The following is a 25,575-nucleotide window of genomic DNA, read 5'->3' on the forward strand; positions in this document are numbered from 1 at the left end:
GAAATGTTGAAGTAAGAAGAAAGAGTGGGAAACCCCACTCTTTTAACCGTTCGTATTACTTACCAATAAAAACTATATCATAAGAGAAAAAATCTTGCAAGGCTCGCGTGTGTACTTAGAGCCTTTATGGACATGTTTGTTGGGAAAGTATCATAGAAAAATGCTGAATCATGTCTCTAGTAGTGGAACAGAATTAAAAACGACGAGTACACGGAACGAATTATACCCGTCGCCTTTTCTCTAAAACAATGATAACTGGTTTTTCTCTGCCATTCCTTCTAAACAACCATGGTTATCCAAATATTCCAGGACGGTTTTTGAGATCTTACTGCGTTCCCGAAGATCTTCTTTAGAAAGAAATTCACCTTCTTCACGTGCCTTAACAATATTCAACGCCGCATTTGTTCCTAAACCATCAACCGCATTAAATGGCGGAATAAGGGAATTGCCATTAACGATAAAATCAGTCGCACTTGACTTGTACAAATCCACCTTTTCAAATGAAAAGCCTCGCGCGCACATCTCAAGAGAGAGTTCCAATACCGTCAGCAAACTTTTTTCTTTTGGCGGTGCATCATTTCCTTTAGCTACGATGGCTTCGATTCGCGATTTTATAGCAGTTGTCCCTTTGATCATGGTATCCAGTTCGAAATCGCCCGCTCTGACCGTAAAGTAAGCAGCGTAAAAGAGAATAGGATGATGAACTTTAAAATAAGCAATACGAAGGGCCATCAATACATAAGCCGCCGCGTGTGCTTTTGGAAACATATATTTGATTTTTTTACATGATTCGATATACCAGTCCGGTACATCATGCTTCTTCATTTCCTCGATCCATTCATCCTGCAGTCCTTTACCCTTTCGCACAAACTCCATTATTTTAAACGCCAGGGACGCTTCCAATCCCTTGTGCATCAAATAAACCATAATATCATCCCGGCAACCAATCACATCAGGCAGCTGACAGATACCATCATTAATCAGTTCTTGGGCATTTCCTAACCATACGTCGGTTCCATGTGAAAGACCGGAAATAATCAACAATTCAGCAAACGTAGTCGGTTTGGTATCCTCCAGCATTTGACGGACAAATTTGGTCCCAAATTCCGGCACACCCAATGTACCCGTCTTGCAGTTAATTTGGTCAGCCGTTACCCCTAATGGCTCCGGTCCAGAAAATATCTTCATGACTTCGGCATCATTAGTCGGAACAGTCTTTGGATCAATACCGCTTAAATCCTGAAGCATACGGATAACGGTCGGATCATCGTGACCAAGAATATCCAATTTCAGCAAATTATCGTGTATCGAGTGAAAATCAAAATGTGTGGTTCGCCACTCGCTGTTCCGATCATCTGCCGGAAATTGAATCGGCGTGAAATCATAGATCTCCTTATCATCGGGAACAACAATGATCCCCCCCGGATGCTGACCGGTTGTCCGTTTTACTCCAGTGCATCCTTGAACAAGCCGGTCCACCTCCGCATTTTTATACACGAGTGATTTATCTGAGGCATACCCTTTTACATAGCCGTATGCCGTTTTTTCTGCGATGGTCCCAATCGTTCCTGCTCGATAGACTTTGTCTTCCCCAAACAATACCTTGGTATAATTGTGCGCCCTTGGCTGGTAATCACCGGAAAAGTTTAAATCGATATCCGGCACCTTGTCCCCTTTAAAGCCAAGAAAGGTTTCAAACGGTATATCCTGGCCATCCTTTGTTAAGGAGGTACCACAATTCGGGCATTGCTTATCCGGTAAATCATATCCGCTGCCGACCGATCCGTCGGTAATGAATTCGTGATAGTGACACTGCATGCAAACATAATGCGGCGGCAATGGATTAACCTCAGTTATTTCCGACATCGTCGCTACTAACGATGACCCCACTGATCCTCTTGATCCAACAAGGTAACCATCATCCAGCGACTTCTTCACTAGCTTATGAGAAATTAAATAAATAACCGCAAAGCCGTGACCAATGATACTGCTTAATTCTTTTTCCAGCCGCTCAGTCACGATATCCGGGATCGGATTGCCATAAATATATTCCGCACGTGTGTAACAAAGCGTCCGCATCTCCTCTTCTGCACCTTCAATGGTGGGTGTAAACAATCCATCCTTGACAGGGGAAATCTCGTCTATTTCATCGGCAAGCTGCTGAGTATTCGTTACAACGATCTCTTTGGCAGTTTCTTTTCCTAAAAACTGAAAACAATCAAGCATTTCGGTGGTCGTCCGAAATGGTGTATCAGGCAGCGTTTGACGATTCAGCGGATTACCGGCTTGCGATGCGATTAATATTTGCCGATATAATTTGTCCTGCTCATCAATATAATGGGTGTTTCCGGTAGCTACAACCGGTTTATTCATCCGTTTCCCTAAATCTACCAATTTTTTAATAATATCCAACACTTGTGCTTCGTTTTGCACCAATTCTTTCTCTGCCAGATGGGCATAATTGCTTGGTGGTTGTACTTCGATATAATCATAGAATTCCGCTACTTTTTCCGCTTCCTCGGCTGATTTTTGCATCATCGTTTCAAATACCTCACCTTTATCACAGGCGGTCCCTACTAAAATACCATTACGAAGCTTTTGTAATTTTGAGCGTGGAACCCGGGGAACCCGATAAAAATAATCCACATGTGCGAGAGAAACGATTTTATAGATGTTTTTTAAGCCTTCCTGATTTTGGGCAAGCAATGTACAATGAAATGGACGGGAACGCTGGTATGCATTTCCTTCACCCATATGATTATTTAAATGTGCATGATTGGTAATCTCTTTTTCCAATAATTGCTGGATGAGTTTCCATAGTAAATAACCAGTAGCCTCCGCATCATAGATTGCTCGGTGATGCTGTGTTAATTCAATATCCAAACGTTTACACATCGTGTTTAACCGATGATTCTTCAATTCCGGATACAAAAACCGGGCAAGCTCCAGGGTATCGACTACAGGACTAACCACTTTTGGATAATCAATCCGCTTATAACCCGCGTTCAAAAAGCCAATATCAAAACTTGCATTGTGGGCTACAAGAATGTCATCCTTACACCAGGTGTAAAAATCCTTCAACACATCGCCAATTTCCGGGGCTTTTTCCACCATCTCATCGGTAATCCCGGTTAAATCAGTGGTTGTTTGGGATAAGGGATGATGTGGGTTGGCGAATGATTCAAACCGATCCACAATTTCGCCTTGATGGATCTTTACTGCCGCTAGCTCGATAATCGTATCATAAACAGCAGAAAGGCCGGTTGTCTCCACGTCAAATACCACATATGTTCCATTTGCCAGATCTCTGTCTTGTTCATTATAAGCAATCGGCACCCCATCATCGACCAAATTGGCTTCCACACCATATAACACCTTGATACCATGCTTCTTTCCAGCTGCTTGTGCTTCAGGAAAGCCTTGTACTCCTGCATGGTCGGTAATCGTTACCGCTTTATGGCCCCATTTGGCTGCTTGCTCTACTAAACGCCCCGGCGAAACTACGGCATCCATCTGACTCATGGTAGTGTGGGCATGTAATTCTACCCGTTTTTCACCCTCGGAAGCGGTGTCTTTTCGTGTTTCTACTTGCACTTCATGCATGTCATTGGCCATCATCGCTAACTCATTTGTATACATGTCCGTTTGGATGCTACCTCTTGCCTTGATCCACATTCCCTTTTTCAACTGTTCAAAGACTCGCGCATCATCATCACCTTTGGAAAACATTTTGATTTGCAAGGAATCGGTGTAATCCGTCGCCTTCGCAATCAATAAGCTTCTTCCAGAACGCAATTTACGGACCTCTGAAGCAAATACATAGCCCTGAACCGTAACCCGACGCTCTTCTTCCAAGATCTCTTCCATCGGTAACGGATCATCCTTAATGCTATACCCGAGTGCAAATGGTTGATTGGTTTCTTCATCCACTTTATGTTGTTCTCGCTTTTCTTTCTCCTGGACCGTTTTTAAAATAATTTGCTGATCTTCCAGTGCTTTTTGTTCCCGGAATTTCTTTATTTCTAATTCCTCTGTCTTAACATTTATGACAAGTGTATAAGCAACAGCACCGATTTTTTTACAATAGACTCGAAACTCTTCTTCCAGTCGCCGTTTAAGAGCGTTAGCCTCCGCTTCATTCCTCGCAGTTAACATAAGATTATTATTATTAACTTTTGGGGTTTGGTTATGTACCAGGTCCTTATAGGCTGGAGACAGATTAGTACGTGATTGGATAAAACTCTGCCAATAATCACATATCGTCTGTTCATCACACTGTTTATCGACCGTCGTTAATGTCAAATCCACCTTAGCAATTTGCTTAAATGAATCCTGTAATTTAGCAAATAATAGATGATATACTTGCTGCGGCAAAATATGGCTGATTTTAATATGAAAATGCCAAGTTTGTGTTTTTTTATAAACCTCCAGACGAACTAACTCACTATCCTGGAAATGTTCCATATATTCAGCAGGCATATCAAGCTGGGTTAATAATACATTCATTTTCTCAATGCTCGTAATAGCCATCGCACAACTCTCCCGTATCGTAAAATCACCTATTCCAATTATACTCGGGAACCCTTGACCAAAGCCAAGGGTTCCCGATGTTTAAGCCTTTTTATAAAAATAATCGTTGGATATCATTCCAAGTGACAACGATCATTAATAACATCAGTAATGCAAAACCGATAAAATGGACAATTCCTTCTTTTTGCGGGTCAATCGGCTTCCCACGAACCGCTTCAATTCCAACAAACAACAGGCGCCCACCATCAAGTGCCGGAAGTGGGACTAAATTGACGATTCCAAGGTTCACACTAAGCATTGCCGTCCACATTAAAAAGGTATTGAAACCGGTTTGTACTGCCTGATTGGTCACGTCATAAATACCAACTGGACCAGATATCATGTCAAAGGATAATTGACCGGTGATCAGCATAACCAAATTCGTCACTATCATTTTGGTCGTATGATAGGTTTCCATAAAACCATATTTGAATGTGCCCAAAAACGATTTCTCAAACATATGGGTAACGCCCAATTGTCCAAATGTGACTCCTTGGGCTTCCTGTTTAGCCGGTGTTACCGTAATGTCATCTGTCTCCCCATTTGTCCGTTTAACCTTCATACTTAATTCTTCTTCCGGATGATCCTGGACAATCTTCGTAAAGGCTTCCCATGTTGTAATAGTCTTGCCATCAATTTGTACGATTTCATCTCCATGCTGAAATCCTGCTTCTGCTGCAGGAGAACCCGGCTGTGCATCATCAATAATTGCCCTATCCGTCGGCACTCCCTGAATCATGCCAAGAATAACGAATATCACCATCGCCAATAGAAAGTTCATCATTGGCCCTGCAAACAACTGCATAGCTCGTTTCCCTGCACTTTTAGAGGCGAACTGACGATCATATGGTGCAATTTGCGTTTCTTTTTCATCGACAACCATAAATGCTTTCTCATCAACCGAGAATTGCAATTTATGGTCTTCATCATCTAATTCATACCCCTCAATCAGCAATTTGTGATCAAGATCAGCATATTCCACCTCAATCACTCGTGCGTTTGGATGTTTGGATTTATTATTAACGATAATTTTATTAACTTTTCCTAAATCATTAAACTCAAGGCCAATATGGTGTCCAGGCTTTAATTCAACCATTTCCGGATCATCGCCAGCCACACGGACATAGCCACCAACCGGCAGTAACCGGATCGTATAAACCGTTTCATTCTTGATAAACGAAAATATCTTTGGTCCAAAACCAATCGCAAATTCGCGCGCCAGCATTCCAGCTCGTTTTGCAAAAATCAAATGGCCAAACTCGTGAATGAAAACAAGCAATCCAAACATTAAAATAAACGCAATAACTGTCGTCAAAAGAGGCACCTTCCTTTATTAGAGTAAAACGTCTTTTCATAACTGTTGCTCTTACCTGTCCATTTTTCAGTCGTAAAATTTCGGTGATGGTATTTTCTTCAGTACTAAAGATGAAGCTATCGTTTATTTTACGCTGTTAGCAGTACCAATTCAATTCATTCATGCTTTTCAAGCGAATGAAATAAAACCAAGCAAATATAGAATTGGTAAAACAAACAACAAACTATCCAACCGATCTAGGATCCCTCCATGGCCCGGCAGGATATTACCGGAGTCTTTCACATCATAATGCCGCTTGTACGCTGATTCAACCAGGTCACCAATTTGCCCAAAGGCTGAAACAAGGATCGTAATTCCCACCATGATTGCCAAAGAATAAGGGAACGGATGAACAAGTTGAAAAATAATGCCTACTACACACGCAAGAATAATACCGCCGATTGCTCCTTCAATGGTTTTATTCGGACTTATTTTCGGCCATAATTTATGTTTACCCAATGCTCGGCCAACAAAATAAGCACCTGTATCCGTAGCCCAAATCACAAACAATACATAGAAAATATAATCCAAGCCATTTTCCCTAGCTGCAATTAAGAAATAAAAACCCATTCCAACATAACAGGCTGACAGTAACATAAATGCTGCATCATCAAAATTAAACTTATTCTTGACGAATACAATATATGTTAATAATACGATTATGAATATGATCGTTAACTCGGACTTCGTTAAGCCAAAAAATTCCATATCTCCAGTAATGAAGTCTGCTAATATTATCCATACATAAAGGATAGCAAAAAGTGCGGGAACTAGCTTGCCTTTTATTTTTCGCATTTTCATTAGCTCCCAGATGCCAATAGCTGCTAATAAATATACCAATAAAGTAAACGGCAAGTTACCATATAATACAAATGGTACAAATACAATCAATGCAACAATTGCTGTCAAAATTCGCTGTTTCATTTTCTCATCAACACCTATATACCTCCATAGCGCCGTTTACGCTGTTGATAGTCATGGAGAGCCTTTCGAAATATTTCTTCATTAAAGTCTGGCCAAAGGACATCGGTAAACCAGAACTCCGAATAAGCTACCTGCCAAAGTAAAAAGTTACTTAATCGTTGCTCCCCGCTTGTTCGGATTAATAAATCGGGATCTGTCAACCCGGTTGTGTACAGATATTCGGAAAATGTCTGTTCATCAAGTGCATCAAACGACAATTTCTTACCGTCAATATCCGTCATAATTTCCTTAATAGCTTGCATAATTTCGTATCTACTTCCATAGTTTAAGGCAAAATTTAATAATAATCCATTATTATTTCTCGTTTTCTTCTTAGCATATTGGATCGCCTCTTTTGTATGGTTCGGCAAACCATCAAAATTACCAATCGTGTCGATTCGAACGTTATTTTCCATTAATTCCGGTAAATAAATATGCAAGAATTCCTTAGGCAGTTTCATTAAAAACTCAACTTCTGGTTTAGGACGTTTCCAATTCTCCGTTGAAAAAGCATAAAGTGTCAATATTTCCACGTGACATGCACTAGCTGTTTTTACAATTTCTTTGACGACATTCATCCCTTCTTTATGACCAGCTATTCGGGGGAGGCCGCGCTTTTTCGCCCATCGTCCATTTCCATCCATAATAATGGCAACATGTTTTGGAATATTGTCTTGTTCACTTATTTCTAATTCATTTGTATCGATTTGTTTATTTTTAAAAAAAGGAAGTTTCAGTGACATGTTTTGTCCTCCGAGTATGTTGATTATCTTATACAATCCTTTCAACTATAATCAATATGAAGGAAAAAAGAATTATATGACTTGATGGTTCGTTATGTAACTCATTCGCAAGTCGCACCTTATTATATCATGAATTTTATTCGTATGTTTAAAAGCGGGAATAAATTGGATTATAATTTCGAGGTTTTTAGCAACAGATAGTTAGCAAGTATACAGTGTTTTTCATGCCTGCAAACATAATAGATCATCAAGCAAATTCTGCTCAAACAACGACGAAATGCAAACGGCCAAAGCGTGTTCGATAACGAAATTGCCGTAATTTCTTGCTAAAAGCAAAAGCCCCCTTAAACAAGAGGGCAAGGCTTTTTATTATCATCATGTGTGAACGATGCGTACATATTCACACCAGCCATTAACCAATAAATAATCAGCTTTAAACTTCCATGATTTCTTCTTCTTTGTTTTTAGCGAGTTGATCTAATTGTGCAATATGATTATCGGTTTCTTTTTGCACGTTATCCTGCTCACTGCGGAGTTCGTCCTCAGTCAGGTCACCATTCTTTTCCGCTTTTTTTAATTGATCATTCGCATCACGACGAATATTTCTTACTTGTACACGCGCTTCTTCCAGATACTTTCCGACAACTTTGACCAATTCTTTACGCCGTTCTTCCGTTAGCGCAGGAATATTAATGCGGATGACCTGGCCGTCATTCGATGGGGACAACCCAAGATCGGCTTTTTGAATTGCCTTTTCCACATCGCCAACGGAAGATTTATCAAATGGTGAAACAACCAGCAGCCGAGCTTCTGGTGCAGAAATGGTTGCTAATTGATTCAGTGGCGTTGATGCGCCATAATAATCAACATAAATACTATTCAATAAAGACGGGTTTGCACGACCGGCGCGTACCGTAGCTAAATTTTTCGAAAAAGCTTGAATAGCTTGTTCCATTTTATCTTGCATTTGCTTTAGAATAGCGTCTGACATAATTTATTTCCCCCTTATTGTTGTACCAATGGTTTCACCAAGAACCACCCGTTTGATGTTTCCTTCATCTGTGATCGAAAAGACAATCAATGGAATATCGTTATCCATACATAGCGATGATGCGGTTGAATCCATTACTCCTAATCCAGCATTTAACATTTCCAGATAGGAGAGAATTTCATATTTTTCGGCATCCTTATTGATTTTCGGATCATCGGTATACACGCCGTCCACATTATTTTTAGCCATTAAAATAACTTCTGCTTCAATTTCAGCAGCTCGTAAGGCAGCAGTTGTATCGGTAGAAAAGTACGGATTTCCGGTTCCTGCTGCAAAAATCACAACACGTTTTTTCTCTAAATGGCGAATAGCTTTTCGACGTATGTAGGGTTCTGCCACCTGTCGCATTTCAATGGATGTTTGCACACGCGTTGGTATCCCTATATTTTCCAGGCTGTCCTGTAGGGCGAGAGAATTCATAATGGTTGCAAGCATTCCCATATAGTCAGCAGTAGCACGATCCATTCCCATTTCACTGCCTACTTTGCCACGCCAAATATTTCCCCCTCCGACAACGATGGCGATCTCTACGCCTAATTCGGCTACTTCTTTCACTTGTGATGCTACAGATTGAATCACCGCCGGTTCAATTCCATAACCCTGTTGTCCGCTTAATGCTTCACCGCTTAATTTTAACACTATTCTACGGTAACGTGCTGTTGTCATAGTAACCTCCATGGAAATTTATATAGTTTGCCAAAAAATCATAATAAGGAAAGAGGGAACAACGGCTGTGTCCCCTACATTCACTTAAGAAGTACTATCTCCCCTAGGGACAAAAATAAGTCCGAAGGCGATTATTTTTTCATTTGACTCATTACTTCTTCAGCAAAGTTCTCTTCTCGTTTTTCCATTCCTTCGCCAACTTCATAACGAACAAACGCTTTAACTGTCGCACCTTTATCAGCGACATATTTTTTAACTTTCTGATCAGGGTCTTTGACAAAATCTTGTTCTAACAAACAAATTTCCTCGAAGAACTTACCTAAGCGGCCTTCTACCATTTTTTCGACGATTTTTTCCGGTTTACCCTCATTTAGCGCTTGAGACTTTAACACTTCACGTTCATGATCGACATCTTCTTTTGCCACATCATCACGGGAAACATAGCGTGGGTTTACTGCAGCTGCATGCATCGCAATGTCCTTTGCCAATGTTTCATCAGTCGTACCTTCCAATAAGGATAGAACACCAATGCGGCCTCCCATATGAAGGTAAGCACCAAATACATCATTATTCGTTTTGTCCATAACAGTGAAGCGACGCAGGGAAATTTTTTCACCGATTTTTGCGATAACAGATTTGATGTAAGTTTCCACTGTATCCCCTTCGCCATGTAATTGTTGTTGCAATGCTTCTTCAACTGTCGCCGGTTTTGTTTGAACAATGTGTTTTCCTAATTCAGACAATAATTGTTTAAACTGATCATTTTTGGTTACAAAGTCTGTTTCACAATTCACCTCTAAAAGCACCGCCGTGTTCCCTTCAACCTCAATATATGTGGAACCTTCCGCAGCAATTCGATCGGCTTTTTTTGCAGCCTTTGAAATTCCTTTCTCACGCAAATAATCAATCGCTTTTTCCATATCGCCATCTGTTTCCTGGAGTGCCTTTTTGCAATCCATCATACCTGCTCCCGTTTTTTCACGAAGTTCTTTTACCATTTTTGCAGAAATTGCCATGTTTATTTCCTCCTATTTTTTTAAGCCTGGGAAATCCTAAAGTTTATACGAGAACAAGCCTCGTCCGGATCCAACGCCCAGCAGCGCTTTTCGCCTTTGTGTTTAAAAAAGGTGATAAAAGGCTTATCCTCTTATCACCCATCCTTTTAAAAATTACTCTTCGGTTGCGTCAGCAGTTTCTTCTACTTTAACCGGTTCTTCTGTAATTACTTCGCCAACTTCTTCCACTTCTTCACCTTGTTTTACTTCAAGGATGGCATCAGCCATTTTTGAAGTCAACAATTTAACTGCGCGGATTGCATCATCATTGGCTGGGATAACATAATCGATTTCATCGGGATCACAGTTCGTATCCACAATACCGATGATTGGAATGTTTAATTTATGTGCTTCAGCGATAGCAATGCGCTCCTTACGTGGATCAATGACAAACATTGCATCGGGAAGCTTGTTCATTTCTTTAATACCGCCTAAAAATTTCACAAGACGATCTTTTTCTTTTAATAGCCCAACAACTTCTTTTTTAGGAAGCACATCGAATGTTCCATCTTCTTCCATACGTTCAATGTCTTTCAAACGATTGATACGTTTACGGATTGTTTGGAAGTTTGTTAACGTACCTCCTAACCAGCGCTGGTTAACATAGTACATTCCTGAACGTGTTGCTTCATCACGAACAGAATCCTGTGCTTGTTTTTTTGTTCCAACGAAAAGAATCGTTCCACCATCGGCAACAATATCTTTTACATATTTGTACGCTTCATCAACCTTTTTCACTGTTTTTTGCAGGTCAATGATATAAATGCCGTTACGCTCGGTAAAGATGTATTTTTTCATCTTAGGGTTCCAACGGCGTGTCTGATGTCCAAAGTGTACACCAGCTTCAAGTAATTGCTTCATAGAAATTACTGACATGATAAATTCCTCCTATTGGTTTTATTCCTCCGTTTACATCATTTTTGCACAAGGACCGTGATTTCCGTTACGGCACCCCTTTTGCAAATCAGCAAACGTGTGTGATAAACATGCCTACGTAATTTTCAACGTAGTATTTACACCAAAAATAAATATATCATATGGCATCCAAGCAATCAAGTGTTATTGTCGTTTTTTGCATGTAATTTTATGATCAGTTCCACTTCTGTTTTCCCACAATGAAGTTGACTGGCAATTTTGTCTAGCGATAGTCCTTCTTCATGAAGTTGAAGAACCCTTGATTGCAAGGACGTTTCAAAGGTATCCGTTATCTTCGGATCAGATGTCCAGTCCGGTAATGGATTGTCCTCTTTCAACATCCCGGTTCCTGATGTATTTTCCGTCTCCGATTGCACCGTATATTCCTTAGCATGGGTGTGGGTAAGCTTTGCTTCTAACAAACGGTTTTCTTCCTTTATTTCTTCCAAATAGGTTTCCATAAGCTCCAGAATATCGTCTGTACTATTTTGTTTTATGGCGTTTATTTGCTTCACAAGCTGGTAGATGGCGGTTAATGTAATAATATGCAATATAAAACTAATAAGCAATAATAAAGCTATTGTCAAAGAAATCCCTTCTATCCAGAAAAGTCAATATTCGTCCCTAAATAGGGATGATCTTCATCTTTTGTATGTTGCGAATCCATCGGTTTCGTTTCAGACGGGTCTGCGTATCGTTTGCTTTTCCCTGATTTCTCAAATTTATTTACTTGTTTTCGTTTTTGATCAATCTGCTTTTGTCCGATTACTGCAGCAGATTCCTGTACATGCTGTGGTTGTTTGTGCATTTGCTCTTGTATTTTCCCTGCATCAACTGTTCGTGGAAGTGCCACTTGCATTTCAACAGATTTCCAACTCACATGCATCACATCCTGCCATTATTAGAATGGGCGAATCATTATTTCGTTATATGCGAGTTTATTCGATTAAAAACATTCTATAATTATGCATGAATCTTTTGCAATGTGTTGCGTAACTTAAATATCGATTTTCGATGTATCTGCGAGATTCTTGAGGTTGTTAATCCCAAGACCTCTCCAATCTCGGTTAGTGTTAATTCCTTGTGATAAAATAAGCTAATTACCAACTGCTCTTTTTCATTTAATGATTGAATGCCCTTAGCCAGTTCACCATAAAGTTCTGATTGCACGATTTGTTCATCCGGTATGACCGACATTTCATCAGGTATGATGTACCCAATTCCCTCTTTATGATCACTTGACGAATCATTTGGGTTCTCTTCAATCGATAAAATATTGGCAAACAGTGTATCACGAACCAATGTTTCTACTTCCTTTGCGTCAATGCCTAATCTATCGGCGATTTCCTGTGAACTTGGTGAGCGCTGTAAGTGTTGTTCAAGTTCTCTTGAAACTTTTTCGATTCGTTTTGTTTTATCGCGAATAGATCTGGGAAGCCAGTCTTCTCTCCTTAAACCATCAATAATCGCACCGCGGACTCGAAATGATGCATACGTGTCAAACTTCAGGTCCCGATTAGGATCAAACTTTTTTATCGCATCAAATAAACCAATCAGACCAAAACTTTTAATATCATCCTTGCTCACACTCGTCGGTAAATGACTGGCTATTCGTTCAACATGGAAGGTTACTAGATACATATAATGCTGGATTAATGCATTTGCAGCATCATGATCATGGTGTTTTACCCATTGATCCCATATTTGTTGTTCTTGAGGAGATTTGTTCGTTATCACCATCTATACCTCACCCCCCCTGCATTGCCTTAAATGTACGTTTCCCCTTGATTTACTGTACGAATCTTCAGTTTCCCCGTTGCCGGATTAAATTCAATGGTTCTCCCACAATTTCCACCCGTATCTGCTGCCATAATTGGAATTCGGTGTTCGTGAAGTTTTTTCTCAACAGCCTCTACATTTCGTGGACCAATACGCATAATATCTGATGAGGATGCAAATTGAAACATCTGGGCCCCACCTGCAAGCTTGGCCTGTAACGCGCACTTCCTGGCACTATTCATACACATCCTGGCAACAAGGATATCCAATGCAGTATCAGCATATTTATAGTCATTCGTTCTTTTTTTAGCCAAATTAGAATCCGGCAGCATGATATGTGCAAGACCTCCCAGCTGTCTTGATAGATCATAAAGCACCACACCAACACAGGATCCGAGACCTGATGTACGTATGATGTTCGGTGCTTCTACCATGTTTAAGTCGGCTATCCCAACTTTGATAACAGTTTGGATATCATGCATCATCATCAATTCCTAAACTGGTAAATATCTTGGCAAATGAATCCGGATCTGGAAGCAGTAAAAAATGACCGTGTATTCCGTTCATTGATGCTTGTTCTTTTATAGTTGTATCGATGATGATAGCGTAATCGGTTACCTGTGATAATTCAAGCAAACCAACTGTCAGAATCGCCCCCGCCATATCCACACTCAAAGACGGCACAGAGGGCTGCATATTAATATTGGTAAAGTCTGATAACGCAGAAAGATAGGAACCAGCCAAGATATTCCCTGCTTCATGCAGCGCTGAAATAGCCAGCTCATTTGGTGCTTGATTACTGGTCAGGCTAAATGCATTATCAGCTGTTATTTCCCTAACCAAGAATTCTGCTTCATCTTTGGATAAAATAAAATATACGGTCCCTGGTGCTTCCCCTTGAATACGAATATAAATTGCCACAATTAGTTCTTCAGGACCGCCAATCAAATCCATCACTTCATCAAACTCAACAATTTTGACTAACGGAACTTGCATATCGATCTTTTTATTGAGTAACGTTGCCATCGATGTGGCAGCATTGCCGGCACCAATATTTCCGATTTCACGTAAAACATCCATCTGCATATTGGACATTTGATTGATGAATTTCATATATCTTCCTATCCTTCCACCGTCTTCAGTTGATCGATCTCATTTTTAGCCAGCACTTTTTGCAAATTAAGCAGGATCAATAATCGATTTTCCAATTTGGCAACCCCTTCGATATAATCGACATCAACGGTTCCTACCACTTCTGGTGCGGGTTCGATCGCGTTTTCCGGAATATCAATGACATCATTCGCGGCATCAACAATTAGCCCTACTTCGACGTCATCCATATTTACAATGATTATTCTAGACGTATCATCATGCTCGGTTGCTTCCATACCAAACCGTGTCCTTAAATCAATGATTGGGGTAACCACCCCACGCATGTTGATAACCCCCTTTACAAAATCTGCTGTTTGCGGAACTCGTGTAATCGATTGAAACCGCTCAATCGATCCAACTTGATTGACTGGTACAGCATATTCTTCATCTTTCAGTTGAAATACGATCACTTTTCTATCGATGCCCTGTTCATTTTTCATCATGATCCCTCCATCATGTATCACTTGTTATAGTTATCCCGCCTTAACGGGCAGTAAGACCCCCACCTCAAGATTTCGAGGTGGAACTAAAAAAGATAGGTGGGGGTCAACGGCCCGTAAAGGCCCGATTCTGTTCAACTAACGTTCAGTGGGGGAGAAAAGGCAGGCTAAGAACGCCACGTCCTGTTCGTCGAAAACCCCCACTGAATGAAGTTTCACTTTATTAAATCAACTAACCTATGATTTACCTTATCAAGGAATTACAATCAACAATTAATGCCACCTGCCCATCGCCAAGAATCGTTGCTCCGGAAATCGCGAATACATCTGTTAAATAATTGCCAAGTGATTTCAGTACGATTTCTTGTTGACCGATAAAGGTATCCACAACGATTCCGGCTAGTTTGTCGCCTTTACGAACGATAACAATGGATTCATATTCCGATGCCTCGGCTCCTTTGGTAGCAAAGATATCCTTTAAGAATACCAATGGAATAACCTTTCCACGAAAGTCAATCACCTTTTTGTGATGTGCATGCATCATTTTATCCTGGTGAATGATCACTGTTTCGATGATTGAGGATAAGGGAATCGCATATTTTTCCTCCTGAAGTTCAATTAACAATACGGATATAATCGATAATGTTAACGGCAGCTGGATAGAAAATGTCGATCCCTTACCAGCAAACGAATCGATCGAAATATTCCCACCTAACGATTCAATCGTATTTTTGACAACATCTAGTCCCACACCACGCCCTGATAGATCTGAAATGGTCTCTGCAGTAGAAAAACCACTTTCCAGGATTAAATCGTAGACCTGATTATCCGCTAATGAATTCGCCTGTTCCTTGGTAATAACCTTGTTTGTTATTGCTTTATGCAAGACTCTCTCTTTATTGATCCCAGCTCCATCATCGGAGATTTCAATAAACACATGATTCCCGCTATGATAGGCCTCAAGCCTGATTGTCCCTTGTTTTGGCTTGCCATTTTGTCTGCGTACGTCAGGGGTTTCAATACCATGATCCATCGCATTTCGAATCAAATGGACTAATGGATCCCCGATCTCATCTATCACCGTCCGATCAAGTTCCGTTTCGGCACCGATAATATTAATTTCCACATCCTTATTTAATTCACGTGCCAACTGACGAATCATCCGCGGGAACCGATTAAACACCTGATCAATCGGTACCATCCGTATTTTTAGAATAATCGACTGCAAATCACCGGATACACGTGTCATACGCTCCACTGTTTCCTTTAGTTCCTGATGATTTAGATCTAATGAAATTTGCTCTAACCGGCCACGATCAATGACCAATTCTTCAAATAGATTCATCAGCGCATCCAGACGATCAATATTCACGCGAATTGTTTTACTGTGATGTGTTTTTCCTTCTTGTTGACCAGTTTTAGCAGGTTTGTCCGCTGGTGTTTGCTCCTTTTGTTGATCGATTGTTTGCTGTTGTTCCATCTCTTCTTTATAGGCTGAAATGGAAAATGACTGTACAGCGACATGATCAATTTCGGATACTTTATAAATATTAGCCTCAATTTCTGCTTTTGGATAGTTGGAAATGAAGAGAACAGTAAATGAATAGTCAAAATTCTCCTCTTCCAGGTCACTAACCGCGGGATCTGACTTGATGACCTCGCCAAGCTTCTCTAATACATCAAACACCATAAACACACGGGCGCCTTTTAATAGACAATCCTCTCTAAGTTTCACCTTGATTTCATAGTTGGTGAAGCCTCGATCCATAGATTCGTTTAATATCGATATTTCAAATTCATTGAGCGATGTAACGGTTGTCGGAGAATGAGCCTTGTCCGGCTGACCAGAGGCATGTTGAGCGATGTCCTGTTCAATCGGCTGATCCGGGTCCTCAATGGCATCAAGTTTTGCTGTAACATGGCTGATATCCTTTGTTCCGTTGCCACCAGCTGCAATGTCGTCCACCATTGCAGTTAAATGGTCAACCGTGTCAAATAGTACGTCCATCATTTTGGTTTGTACCACAATCTTGTCGTAACGAATCCCATCAAATACATTTTCCAATTTGTGGGTTAAATTAGCCAAGTCGTGATATCCCATCGTTGCCGACATCCCTTTTAACGTATGTGCTGACCGAAATATCTCATCAATGATTGCCTTTTCCGACGGGTTTTTCTCTAAAGATAACAAATGCTGGTATAATGATTCCAAATGCTCTCTGCTTTCATCGATAAACACATCTAAATACTCTGTCGTATCCATATTACATCCCCCTTGAGCTATTTACGAGCCCGTTTATCGTCTCCCCAATTTTATGTAAATGTCGAATATGATCAACAAAATTCGTACCTAGAGCTGCTTTTGGCATTCCATATACAATCGCAGACGCTTCTGCCTCAGCAATGACAATTGTGTTTACATCTTTCGTTTTCAACTGGATTATTCCTTGGGAGCCATCATGTCCCATTCCAGTCAGTATAACAGCAATCTTATTTACGTTATCCAGTACGGCTAACGACTCAAACAGCACATCAACGGCTGGCCGATGACCATTTCGTTCCTTTTCCTTGGTTAATTCGATTACATATCCAGCACCTGCCCTTTGTATTTTCATATGAAAGTTACCTGGCGCAATATAAGCTGTTGATGGATGGATAACTTCTCCATGAACAGCCTCTTTCACATGAAGTCTTGTCAGCCTATTTAAGCGTTCTGCCAACGACTTTGTAAACCCTGCCGGCATGTGCTGTACAATCAAGAGCGAGGCTTGAAAGTTTGGCGGCAGATCAGTTAACATTTTTTCCAGTGCTCTTGGTCCACCTGTTGATGTTCCAACTGCAACGAATGTTTTAGCACGAATCGATTTCATGTCTGTTACCTCTTCATGATGAATCGTTTTATTTTTTGTACAAACGAAAGGGACGCGGTTTGCTGCCATTGTTCATCGTTTGCCAGGTACGTTGCTGTGAGCCGTTTCATTGCTGTGGTAATGGGCGCCTTATCATTCAGCAATACATATGGAATTTGCCGGATAACTGCTGTTTGAACGGCTTTATCGTCAGGCAACACGCCCATTGGGGATATCGTTACTCGCAAAAACTGGAACACCACACACTGAAAACGTGCTAGTGCTTTTGCCCCTTGTTTGTTTGTCAATGATCGATTCATTACTACATATATCGGCATTTTTTGCTGTTTGTTTAAAACATGCTTAATCATGCCATATGCATCCGTAATTGCAGTCGGCTCAGGGGTTGTCACAACCATACATTCATCAGCAGCCAGTACAAATGCCAGACTTTCACTCGTTGCACCGGCACCCATATCAAAAATAATATAATCGTACAAAAGAACTAGTTCGTGATATTGGTGAAGAAAATAATTCATTTTCGCTTCATCCATGATAAACAGCTCAGTCAACCCGCTGCCAGCAGCAATATAATGCAAGCCATTTGGTCCGCTTTGGATTACCTCATGAATCGTTCGTTGCTCCGCAAGCATATCAACAAGACTTCGATTTGTTTGTTGTCCAAGCAAAATGTCTATATTCCCCATACCAACATCAAGGTCAATTAACAGCACCTTTTTTTGGTTTTGTAACAGTGTGATGGAAAAATTCAAGGCAACATTTGATTTTCCGACACCACCTTTCCCACTTATAACCGCAATTGTCTTCGCTTGATGTGGATGATTCGTTACGGCTAGTCTTTCTCTTAGATGTGCAGCTTGATCATGTTTCATCAGGATCACCTATCATGTACGATGCAATTACTTCTGGTGTTGGAACGAGTAGATCATCGGGCACACCCTGTCCATTTGTTAAATAAGCAACGCCAATCTGATAATGACACATAAGGTTGACAATACTTCCATATTGTCTCGTTTCATCAATTTTCGTAAAGATAAGTGATTTCAATGGAACATGTTGAAACTGCTGATAAATTTCACAAATATCTTTTGGTTTCGCTGTTAAAGATAACACGAGGTACGTTTGTGCATTTGGATGAATCATCCTATTTAAATCATCCACATATGTACTATCCCGAAAATTCCGTCCAGCTGTATCAACAAAAATCAAATCATAATCTTGAAACTTGGCAATCGCCGCTTGATAGTCTGTCCAATTATAAGCTACCTCCATCGGCACATCCAATATTCTCGCATACGTCTTCAACTGTTCAATAGCTGCAATACGGTATGTATCTTGTGTTATAAAGGCTACTTTTTTATGATCCTGTAAGACACATCGGGCTGCAAGCTTAGCAAGCGTGGTTGTTTTTCCAACGCCTGTCGGACCGACAAATTGAACCAGTTTGTTCGTATACGATATACCCTGAAATGGCAAATCACGAAGCTTATCCTGGATGATTCGTTGCACATCATGCCTAATCTCCGCTTGTGTTGGGATGCTTTCTTTCTCTCGATGTTGATCGAGAATTTCCGTCATCCAAACCTTAACCAACTCCTCGGTAACCTCCTGATCAAGTAAATGCTGATAGACAATTTTGTAGTCTGGTGGGAAGGTTACCTGTGTTGCAGCTGTTTGTGCCTCCACCAATTTCTTCAGTTGTTTAATTTCTGTCAATACTTGCTCTGATGGGGCATCATTCCTCGTTAGAGAAGAATTTGTGAATGAACCAGCACTATTTCCCTGCTTGTGCTTTGGCGGATCAGGATCAAGCGCCGCAACGACTTCGATTTTTCGTTTTTTAAATCGTTTTAGCACTCCACTGCCCCGGACTTCCTTAGAATGAAGGATAACAGCATCTTTGCCCAGCTCTTTACGAATTTGCTGCATCGCTTCAGGCATTGTTGGTGCTACAAATTTTTTCACTTTCATGCTACATTCACCACCCCAACACTTTGTACTTGAACATCCGGCTCCAATTCATTATACGACAGTACGACAACCTGTGGTAAAAAGCGGTCAACCAATTGTTTAAGATACATCCGGATCGCTGGCGAACATAATACAACTGCTGTATCCTCCGCCAGTGTTAATTTTTCTACCTCCTCATGGAGATTTTTAATGATTTCCTGCTGTCCATCTGGATCCAACGATAAATAATTGCCGTGCTCAGTTTGTTGTATACTTTCTGCCATCCGTTTTTCAACTTTCCCGGAAATAGTAATTACTTTGATCATGTCATCATCGGTTGCATATTGTTTGGTAATTTGTGCCGATAATGCCTGACGTACATATTCCGTCAGCAGTTCGGTATCGTTGGTCATCTTTGAAAAATCAGCAAGTGTTTCAAAAATAACAGGCAAATTTCGTATGGACACATTCTCTTTTAATAATTTTGCGAGCACTTTTTGTACATCTCCAATAGCTAATGGATCTGGGGTAACTTCTTCCACCAAGATCGGATAACTTTCCTTTACATGGTCAATGAGTTGTTTCGTTTCCTGTCGACCTAACAGTGTATGTGCATATCGTTTCAATATTTCCGTAATATGCGTTGACACGACCGATGGTGGATCAACCACTGTATAACCAGATAATTCCGCCTCATCTTTAAGGTCCTCACTGATCCATTTAGCTGGCAATCCAAATGCAGGCTCTTTTGTTTCAACCCCTTCCAGTGTATCCTCATCCATGTCTGGGGTCATGGCTAGATAATGATCAAGCAGCAATTCTCCAGAGGCAATTTCGTCACCTTTTATCTTTAGACGATAGGCATTTGGCTCCAGTTGAATATTATCACGAATTCGTACAACGGGGATCACAATTCCCAATTCAATAGCCAATTGTCGTCGGATCATAATTACACGATCCAGCAAGTCCCCACCTTGACTCGTATCAACCAGTGGAATCAACGCATAACCAAACTCAAATTCGATAGGATCCATACTTAACAAGTTAACCACATTTTCCGGCGATTTCATGCTTGAAGCTTCCTGGACTTCTTCTTCCTCTTGGTCCGGTGTATCAGGTGCTTGCGATTGTTTTTCCAAAAAGTAACCACTAAAGGCCAAAAGTGCCGCCAGTATCGTGGTTAAGAAGAAATTTATTGGCGTAAGACCTAATAGAAAAATAGTACTAGCCGCAATGTATAATAGTTTCGGGTAGCGCAGCAATTGTCCAGTCACCTCTGTACCGAGGTTGCCGTCACTGCTGGCTCTGGTGACAACAATACCTGTTGCAGTAGATATCAGTAATGCTGGAATCTGACTAACCAAACCATCTCCGACTGTTAGACGCATAAACGTATTGATCGCTTCCTGAAATGACATGCCCATTTGCACCATACCAATAATCAGACCAAAACCGATGTTTATCAAAACAATGATGATCCCGGCAATCGCATCCCCTTTCACAAACTTACTGGCTCCATCCATCGAACCATGAAAATCTGCCTCTGATTCTACTTTTTCCCGCCGCTCTTTTGCCTGCTGTTCGGAAATCAATCCGGCATTCAAATCAGCATCGATACTCATTTGTTTACCTGGCATGGCATCAAGTGAAAATCGTGCCGCAACTTCCGATACACGTTCCGACCCCTTGGTAATAACCAAGAAGTTAATTATGACCAAGATGATAAATACAACAAACCCAACAAGTGGGTTATCACCAATAACAAAGGAACCAAACGTATCCACAACACCACCAGCATTCCCTTCTGACAAAATCGATCGTGTAGTTGATACATTTAACCCGAGCCGAAATAAGGTTAACAATAAGATCAAGGTTGGAAACACGGAGAATTGCAATGTTTCCTGGGTATTCATCGATACTAAAATAACGATTAATGCGATGGAAATATTCCCTAAAATAAGCACACTTAAGAGCCATCCTGGAAGCGGGACAACAAGCATAACTATAATTAAAATAACGGCAATTAAAACGGATAAGTCACGTGCTTTCACGGATGATTCCTCCTGCTTTTAGGTGTTTCTTTCGCCGCAAATGGGCGCCTTCGTTCGTTTCTTTGTTACATTTTTTTCTCCATTTGATAAACATACGCCAGAATCTCAGCTACTGCTTGGTAAAATTCTTCTGGTATGACGTCACCGATGTCGATTGAGTCGTATAGTTTTCGTGCCAATAGTCTATTTTCTACTGTCATGACACGATGATTTCTAGCAATCTCCTTGATACGAAATGCCAGGTGATCCGCACCTTTAGCAACAACATATGGGGCACTTGCTTTTTCCTCATCATATTTAATAGCGATCGCAAAATGGGTTGGATTGGTAATGACAACATCAGCTGCTGGTACTTCACTCATCATCCTTCTCGTTGCCATTTGCCGTTGCCGTTCTCGGATCTTTGATTTGATTAATGGGTCCCCTTCGATATTCTTGTATTCATCTTTAATATCCTGTTTAGACATTTTTATATTTTTCTCAAAATCATAGCGCTGATAAACATAATCAAATACTGCTAGAATAAGTAAGACAAGTGTCGCAGATATCCCCATCACAATTGTTACTTTGCCAAAAAAACCTAGTGCATTATCTGCATTTTTAAACGCAAGCATCATCATGTTATCTTTGTATATCCAAATTACGGCAAAGGTAATGGTGCCAATAAAAACAATTTTAAGGAGTGATTTTAACAACTCGACCAAGGCACGAATAGAGAAAATTTTCTTTGCACCTTTTATTGGATCGATTTTCTTTACATCAAACTTCAGTGGCTCGGTCGTAAACATAAAGCCAATTTGCATAAAATTAGCAGCCAAGGCCGCAACAATTGCCATGGCCATAAGGGGTGAAATAAATTTTGCAGCTTCCAAAACCGATTCTGTAAAAACCCGCTGAACCGTGTCCGGTGTAACATCCCATTGAATATACTCGGTAAACGCATGCCGGTAAAAAGCTATTATTTGGTCCTTCATATATCCGCCGAAAAAAAAGAGCAGCATAAAGCATAATAATAACAAAATAGCTGTGTTTACGTCCTGGCTTTTGGCAACTTGTCCTTTTTTTCGTGAATCCTGTCGTTTTTTCGGTGTTGCCTTCTCTGTTTTCTCGCCGGAAAAAAATTGCAAATCCAGTTGTAATGGCAAATCAAGCACCTCCGAATAACTGCATAAGACCACGCATCGTGTCAAACATCGTTGCAAACAATTTCTTTACCAATAGGATATATAAACTTAAGAAAAATAAAATAGCAATAAAACTGACACCAATTTTTAATGGCAAACCAACCACAAATACATTCAATTGCGGTACCGTTCGCGCAATAATCCCCAACGCTACATCGACAAGAAACAGACAGCCCACAATCGGAACAGCCATTTGAAAAGCAATTACAAACATTTGATTAAATGTGTCGATAAGGAAATCAGCGATAGACCCGTCACGAAAAGGAATAAAGTGATCAAGCGGAATCAGCTGATAACTATAATAGATCCCATCGATTAACAAATAGTGTCCATTGACCGATAATAAAAAGAGCAAAGCAAACATATAAAAATATTGACCTGTCAACGGACTTTGTGCACCGGTTTGCGGATCGATCACATTGGCAATCGCAAAACCCATTTGGAAATCAATAAACCCGCCGGCAATCTGTACCGCGGCTAAAATAATATATGCGATAAGCCCGACAAACAAACCGACCAGTGCTTCTTTCATTAATAACAAAAAATATGTATCGTCCAATGGAATATTCCCTGCATCAACAGTGTTCACCATGACCAGTGCGAGAAAAAAACTAAACCCAATTTTGAACGTTTGCGGAATCGTTCGATACGAGAATAATGGCAGCACCACAAAAAACGAGACGACGCGAACAAATACGAGCAAAAAAGCCGGGATACTTGTAATCGAAATGGTATCTAACATGGATTTACCCTACAAACTGATTAAGATTTTGATAGAGATCTACGGTGAACTCGATCATCCGGCTTAACATCCATGGACCAAAAAATACTAGACCTACCAACACAGCGACAATCTTTGGAACGAAAGCAAGCGTTTGTTCCTGGATTTGTGTGGTTGCTTGAAAAATGCTCACCAAAAGTCCTACACCAAGTGCCAAAATTAGTAATGGTCCCGTTATTAATAAAATTGTATAAATCCCTTTTTCTGCCAATGATAAAACAAATTCACTATTCAACCAAACACACCTCTTCTACCTGTTCCCTACTTGCCAAATAAAGCACACAGCATTCAAATATCTCTTGCATGAAAGCCATCATAAAGTAACGTCCTTGTACCTTCCTACTGAAAACCTTCAAGTAACGAATGTGTAATCAAGTACCAACCATCCACAAGCACGAATAATAATATCTTAAACGGCAGTGAAATCATCACTGGTGGTAACATCATCATCCCCATAGACATCAGCACACTCGCAACAGCCATATCAATAACTAAAAAAGGGACAAAAATCATGAAACCCATCTGAAAGGCTGTTTTTAATTCACTGATGGCAAAGGCGGGAACAAGTGTGGTAATCGGGATATCCTGTACCGTTTCCGGTTTTTCCATTTCCGCATAATTCATAAATAAGGCCAAATCCTTCTGTCTCGTATGTTTAGCCATAAAATCTTTCATCGGAGCGCTCGCTTTTGTATATGCTTCATCCAGTGTAATCTCATCATCAAATAATGGCTTTAATCCGTCATCGTAAACCTGATGAAACGTTGGTGCCATAATGAAAAAGGTCAAAAACAATGCAATTCCTACCAACACCTGGTTCGGCGGCATTTGTTGGGTTGCTAGTGATGTCCGGACGAAGGATAGAACAATAATGATTCGGGTAAAGCTTGTCATCAATATCAAAATACTGGGTGCTAATGACAAAACGGTTAACAACAGTAATAGCTTAACCGATGTTGCAACAGACGAGGGATCCGAACCAGCAAACATATCCATTACTTCATTCATAGCTATCATCCTTCGCTTTGGATTGTCGAATCCTCTGTTTTCGTGTCTGTTTTAATTTATCGAGTTCAGATGCAAATCGCTTTTTAAATCCATTAATATTCATTGTGTCGGTTGACTGGCTGTCATTTTTCAACGAGGAAAATAAAGATGTAATCATTCCTTCTCCTTGTGTATTCGTTGTCCCTTGCTGCTTGATAAATTCCTGTTTGACGTCTTCATCCGTTATCTCTTGAAGCATCTCGACATTCTCACCAACACCGATAACATACATCCTGGATCCAATCCGGACAATTTGCAGTGACTTATTTGTCCCAACATTGATTCCACCAAGATTCTCCAATGCTTTTACCCGGGAAAAATGATTACGCTTGTTGAGAAATTTTAGCAATGCATAGATGAGGCCAAGCACAACCAGTAAGGCAAGTGCCGTTTTCATTATCTCTACAATTAATGAACCTTTATTGTCCCCACTATCCGCTTTTGAAGATGTTTCACCAGTATCCTGATCTTTATTTACGGATCCATTATCCAGATCGGCACAATCAACCTTTCCTTCGATACAATCCTTGGCGTTTGGCGCTGCTGCAAGTACATGTATATCAAGCACAAATGGCAGGATCAACAGCCATAAACCCACCATAACACCTATTTTTCTCCTCACTATTCTCACTCATTTCTTAATCAAGCGCCTTTTGAATTGCTTCAATTACACGATCAGCCTGAAATGGTTTTACAATAAAATCCTTTGCTCCTGCCTGGATAGCATCAATAACCATTGCTTGCTGCCCCATTGCTGAACACATGATGATTTTCGCTTGCGGGTTTGTTTGCCTAATTTCTTTTAACGCGGTTATCCCGTCCATTTCCGGCATGGTAATGTCCATTGTCACAAGATCAGGGATTAATTCATTATATTTCTCGACAGCCTGTGCGCCATCCTGTGCTTCGCCAACGACTTCGAAGCCATTTTTCGTCAGAATATCTTTAATCATCATTCGCATAAATGCTGCATCATCTACAATTAAAATACGGTTTGCCATCTTT

At 40.5% G+C, this 25,575-nt stretch carries 25 protein-coding genes; all 25 read right to left on the reverse strand.

Going from position 1 to position 25,575, the window contains the following annotated elements; genetic code table 11:
• Positions 1 to 240: 240 nt before the first annotated feature.
• The 25 genes from WMZ97_RS02060 to WMZ97_RS02180 all read right to left on the reverse strand — a co-directional run bounded on the left by WMZ97_RS02060 (position 241) and on the right by WMZ97_RS02180 (position 25,571).
• A complete protein-coding gene (locus WMZ97_RS02060; protein WP_343270399.1) occupies positions 241 to 4,530 on the reverse strand; it encodes a PolC-type DNA polymerase III in 4,290 nt (1,429 codons plus the stop codon).
• Between the two features lie 91 nt (positions 4,531 to 4,621).
• On the reverse strand, positions 4,622 to 5,884 hold the full coding sequence (gene rseP, locus WMZ97_RS02065; protein WP_343270400.1) for an RIP metalloprotease RseP: 1,263 nt from the start codon (positions 5,882 to 5,884) through the stop codon (positions 4,622 to 4,624).
• A gap of 168 nt (positions 5,885 to 6,052) precedes the next feature.
• Complete coding sequence (locus tag WMZ97_RS02070) at positions 6,053 to 6,847, reverse strand: phosphatidate cytidylyltransferase (protein WP_343270401.1); 795 nt, start codon at positions 6,845 to 6,847, stop codon at positions 6,053 to 6,055.
• A gap of 14 nt (positions 6,848 to 6,861) precedes the next feature.
• On the reverse strand, positions 6,862 to 7,629 hold the full coding sequence (locus WMZ97_RS02075; protein ID WP_343270402.1) for an isoprenyl transferase: 768 nt from the start codon (positions 7,627 to 7,629) through the stop codon (positions 6,862 to 6,864).
• A 433-nt stretch (positions 7,630 to 8,062) separates the two neighbouring features.
• Positions 8,063 to 8,620 (reverse strand): ribosome recycling factor, encoded by a 558-nt coding sequence (frr, locus tag WMZ97_RS02080; protein ID WP_343270403.1) that lies wholly within the window; start codon positions 8,618 to 8,620, stop codon positions 8,063 to 8,065.
• Between the two features lie 3 nt (positions 8,621 to 8,623).
• Positions 8,624 to 9,346 carry a UMP kinase gene (pyrH, locus tag WMZ97_RS02085; protein ID WP_343270404.1) on the reverse strand — a complete coding sequence of 241 codons (723 nt, stop codon included), beginning with the start codon at positions 9,344 to 9,346 and terminating at the stop codon, positions 8,624 to 8,626.
• A 131-nt stretch (positions 9,347 to 9,477) separates the two neighbouring features.
• Complete coding sequence (tsf, locus tag WMZ97_RS02090) at positions 9,478 to 10,362, reverse strand: translation elongation factor Ts (protein ID WP_343270405.1); 885 nt, start codon at positions 10,360 to 10,362, stop codon at positions 9,478 to 9,480.
• A 153-nt stretch (positions 10,363 to 10,515) separates the two neighbouring features.
• A complete protein-coding gene (gene rpsB, locus WMZ97_RS02095; protein ID WP_343270406.1) occupies positions 10,516 to 11,277 on the reverse strand; it encodes a 30S ribosomal protein S2 in 762 nt (253 codons plus the stop codon).
• A 176-nt stretch (positions 11,278 to 11,453) separates the two neighbouring features.
• Positions 11,454 to 11,903, reverse strand: a complete 450-nt coding sequence (locus WMZ97_RS02100; protein WP_343270407.1) for a DUF6115 domain-containing protein — start codon at positions 11,901 to 11,903, stop codon at positions 11,454 to 11,456.
• Positions 11,904 to 11,914: 11 nt separating this feature from the next.
• A complete protein-coding gene (locus tag WMZ97_RS02105; RefSeq protein ID WP_405027648.1) occupies positions 11,915 to 12,202 on the reverse strand; it encodes a hypothetical protein in 288 nt (95 codons plus the stop codon).
• Between the two features lie 77 nt (positions 12,203 to 12,279).
• Complete coding sequence (locus tag WMZ97_RS02110; protein ID WP_343270409.1) at positions 12,280 to 13,056, reverse strand: FliA/WhiG family RNA polymerase sigma factor; 777 nt, start codon at positions 13,054 to 13,056, stop codon at positions 12,280 to 12,282.
• A gap of 26 nt (positions 13,057 to 13,082) precedes the next feature.
• On the reverse strand, positions 13,083 to 13,577 hold the full coding sequence (locus tag WMZ97_RS02115; RefSeq protein WP_343270781.1) for a chemotaxis protein CheD: 495 nt from the start codon (positions 13,575 to 13,577) through the stop codon (positions 13,083 to 13,085).
• Entirely contained in the window at positions 13,570 to 14,208 is a 639-nt protein-coding gene (locus WMZ97_RS02120) for a chemotaxis protein CheC (protein ID WP_343270410.1), read from the reverse strand. Before WMZ97_RS02120 ends, WMZ97_RS02115 begins: the two co-directional genes overlap by 8 nt.
• Before the next feature lie 8 nt (positions 14,209 to 14,216).
• On the reverse strand, positions 14,217 to 14,687 hold the full coding sequence (locus tag WMZ97_RS02125; RefSeq protein WP_343270782.1) for a chemotaxis protein CheW: 471 nt from the start codon (positions 14,685 to 14,687) through the stop codon (positions 14,217 to 14,219).
• 244 nt (positions 14,688 to 14,931) lie between these two features.
• On the reverse strand, positions 14,932 to 16,950 hold the full coding sequence (locus WMZ97_RS02130) for a chemotaxis protein CheA (RefSeq protein WP_343270411.1): 2,019 nt from the start codon (positions 16,948 to 16,950) through the stop codon (positions 14,932 to 14,934).
• A gap of 1 nt (position 16,951) precedes the next feature.
• Positions 16,952 to 17,557 carry a CheB methylesterase domain-containing protein gene (locus WMZ97_RS02135; protein ID WP_343270412.1) on the reverse strand — a complete coding sequence of 202 codons (606 nt, stop codon included), beginning with the start codon at positions 17,555 to 17,557 and terminating at the stop codon, positions 16,952 to 16,954.
• A gap of 5 nt (positions 17,558 to 17,562) precedes the next feature.
• Positions 17,563 to 18,429: a MinD/ParA family protein gene (locus tag WMZ97_RS02140; protein WP_343270413.1), complete on the reverse strand. Its 867-nt coding sequence runs from the start codon at positions 18,427 to 18,429 to the stop codon at positions 17,563 to 17,565.
• A complete protein-coding gene (flhF, locus tag WMZ97_RS02145) occupies positions 18,419 to 19,528 on the reverse strand; it encodes a flagellar biosynthesis protein FlhF (protein WP_343270414.1) in 1,110 nt (369 codons plus the stop codon). Before flhF ends, WMZ97_RS02140 begins: the two co-directional genes overlap by 11 nt.
• Positions 19,525 to 21,558, reverse strand: a complete 2,034-nt coding sequence (gene flhA / locus WMZ97_RS02150; protein ID WP_343270415.1) for a flagellar biosynthesis protein FlhA — start codon at positions 21,556 to 21,558, stop codon at positions 19,525 to 19,527. The genes flhF and flhA overlap by 4 nt, the downstream gene beginning before the upstream one ends.
• Positions 21,559 to 21,623: 65 nt before the next feature.
• Positions 21,624 to 22,703, reverse strand: a complete 1,080-nt coding sequence (flhB, locus tag WMZ97_RS02155; protein ID WP_343270416.1) for a flagellar biosynthesis protein FlhB — start codon at positions 22,701 to 22,703, stop codon at positions 21,624 to 21,626.
• A 1-nt stretch (position 22,704) separates the two neighbouring features.
• The gene (gene fliR, locus WMZ97_RS02160) at positions 22,705 to 23,484 is read right to left on the reverse strand and encodes a flagellar biosynthetic protein FliR (protein WP_343270417.1); all 780 of its coding nucleotides are present in this window, start codon (positions 23,482 to 23,484) and stop codon (positions 22,705 to 22,707) included.
• Positions 23,485 to 23,488: 4 nt separating this feature from the next.
• Positions 23,489 to 23,758, reverse strand: coding sequence for a flagellar biosynthesis protein FliQ (gene fliQ, locus WMZ97_RS02165; protein WP_343270418.1), 270 nt, complete (start codon positions 23,756 to 23,758; stop codon positions 23,489 to 23,491).
• Between the two features lie 104 nt (positions 23,759 to 23,862).
• The gene (gene fliP / locus WMZ97_RS02170) at positions 23,863 to 24,531 is read right to left on the reverse strand and encodes a flagellar type III secretion system pore protein FliP (RefSeq protein WP_343270419.1); all 669 of its coding nucleotides are present in this window, start codon (positions 24,529 to 24,531) and stop codon (positions 23,863 to 23,865) included.
• Positions 24,524 to 25,192 carry a flagellar biosynthetic protein FliO gene (locus WMZ97_RS02175; RefSeq protein ID WP_343270420.1) on the reverse strand — a complete coding sequence of 223 codons (669 nt, stop codon included), beginning with the start codon at positions 25,190 to 25,192 and terminating at the stop codon, positions 24,524 to 24,526. Before WMZ97_RS02175 ends, fliP begins: the two co-directional genes overlap by 8 nt.
• 16 nt (positions 25,193 to 25,208) lie before the next feature.
• Positions 25,209 to 25,571 carry a response regulator gene (locus WMZ97_RS02180; RefSeq protein WP_343270421.1) on the reverse strand — a complete coding sequence of 121 codons (363 nt, stop codon included), beginning with the start codon at positions 25,569 to 25,571 and terminating at the stop codon, positions 25,209 to 25,211.
• Between the last annotated feature and the right edge of the window lie 4 nt (positions 25,572 to 25,575).

This window comes from Lentibacillus songyuanensis, from assembly GCF_039548255.1.
Classification (GTDB): Bacteria; Bacillota; Bacilli; order Bacillales; family Amphibacillaceae; genus Lentibacillus_C; species Lentibacillus_C songyuanensis.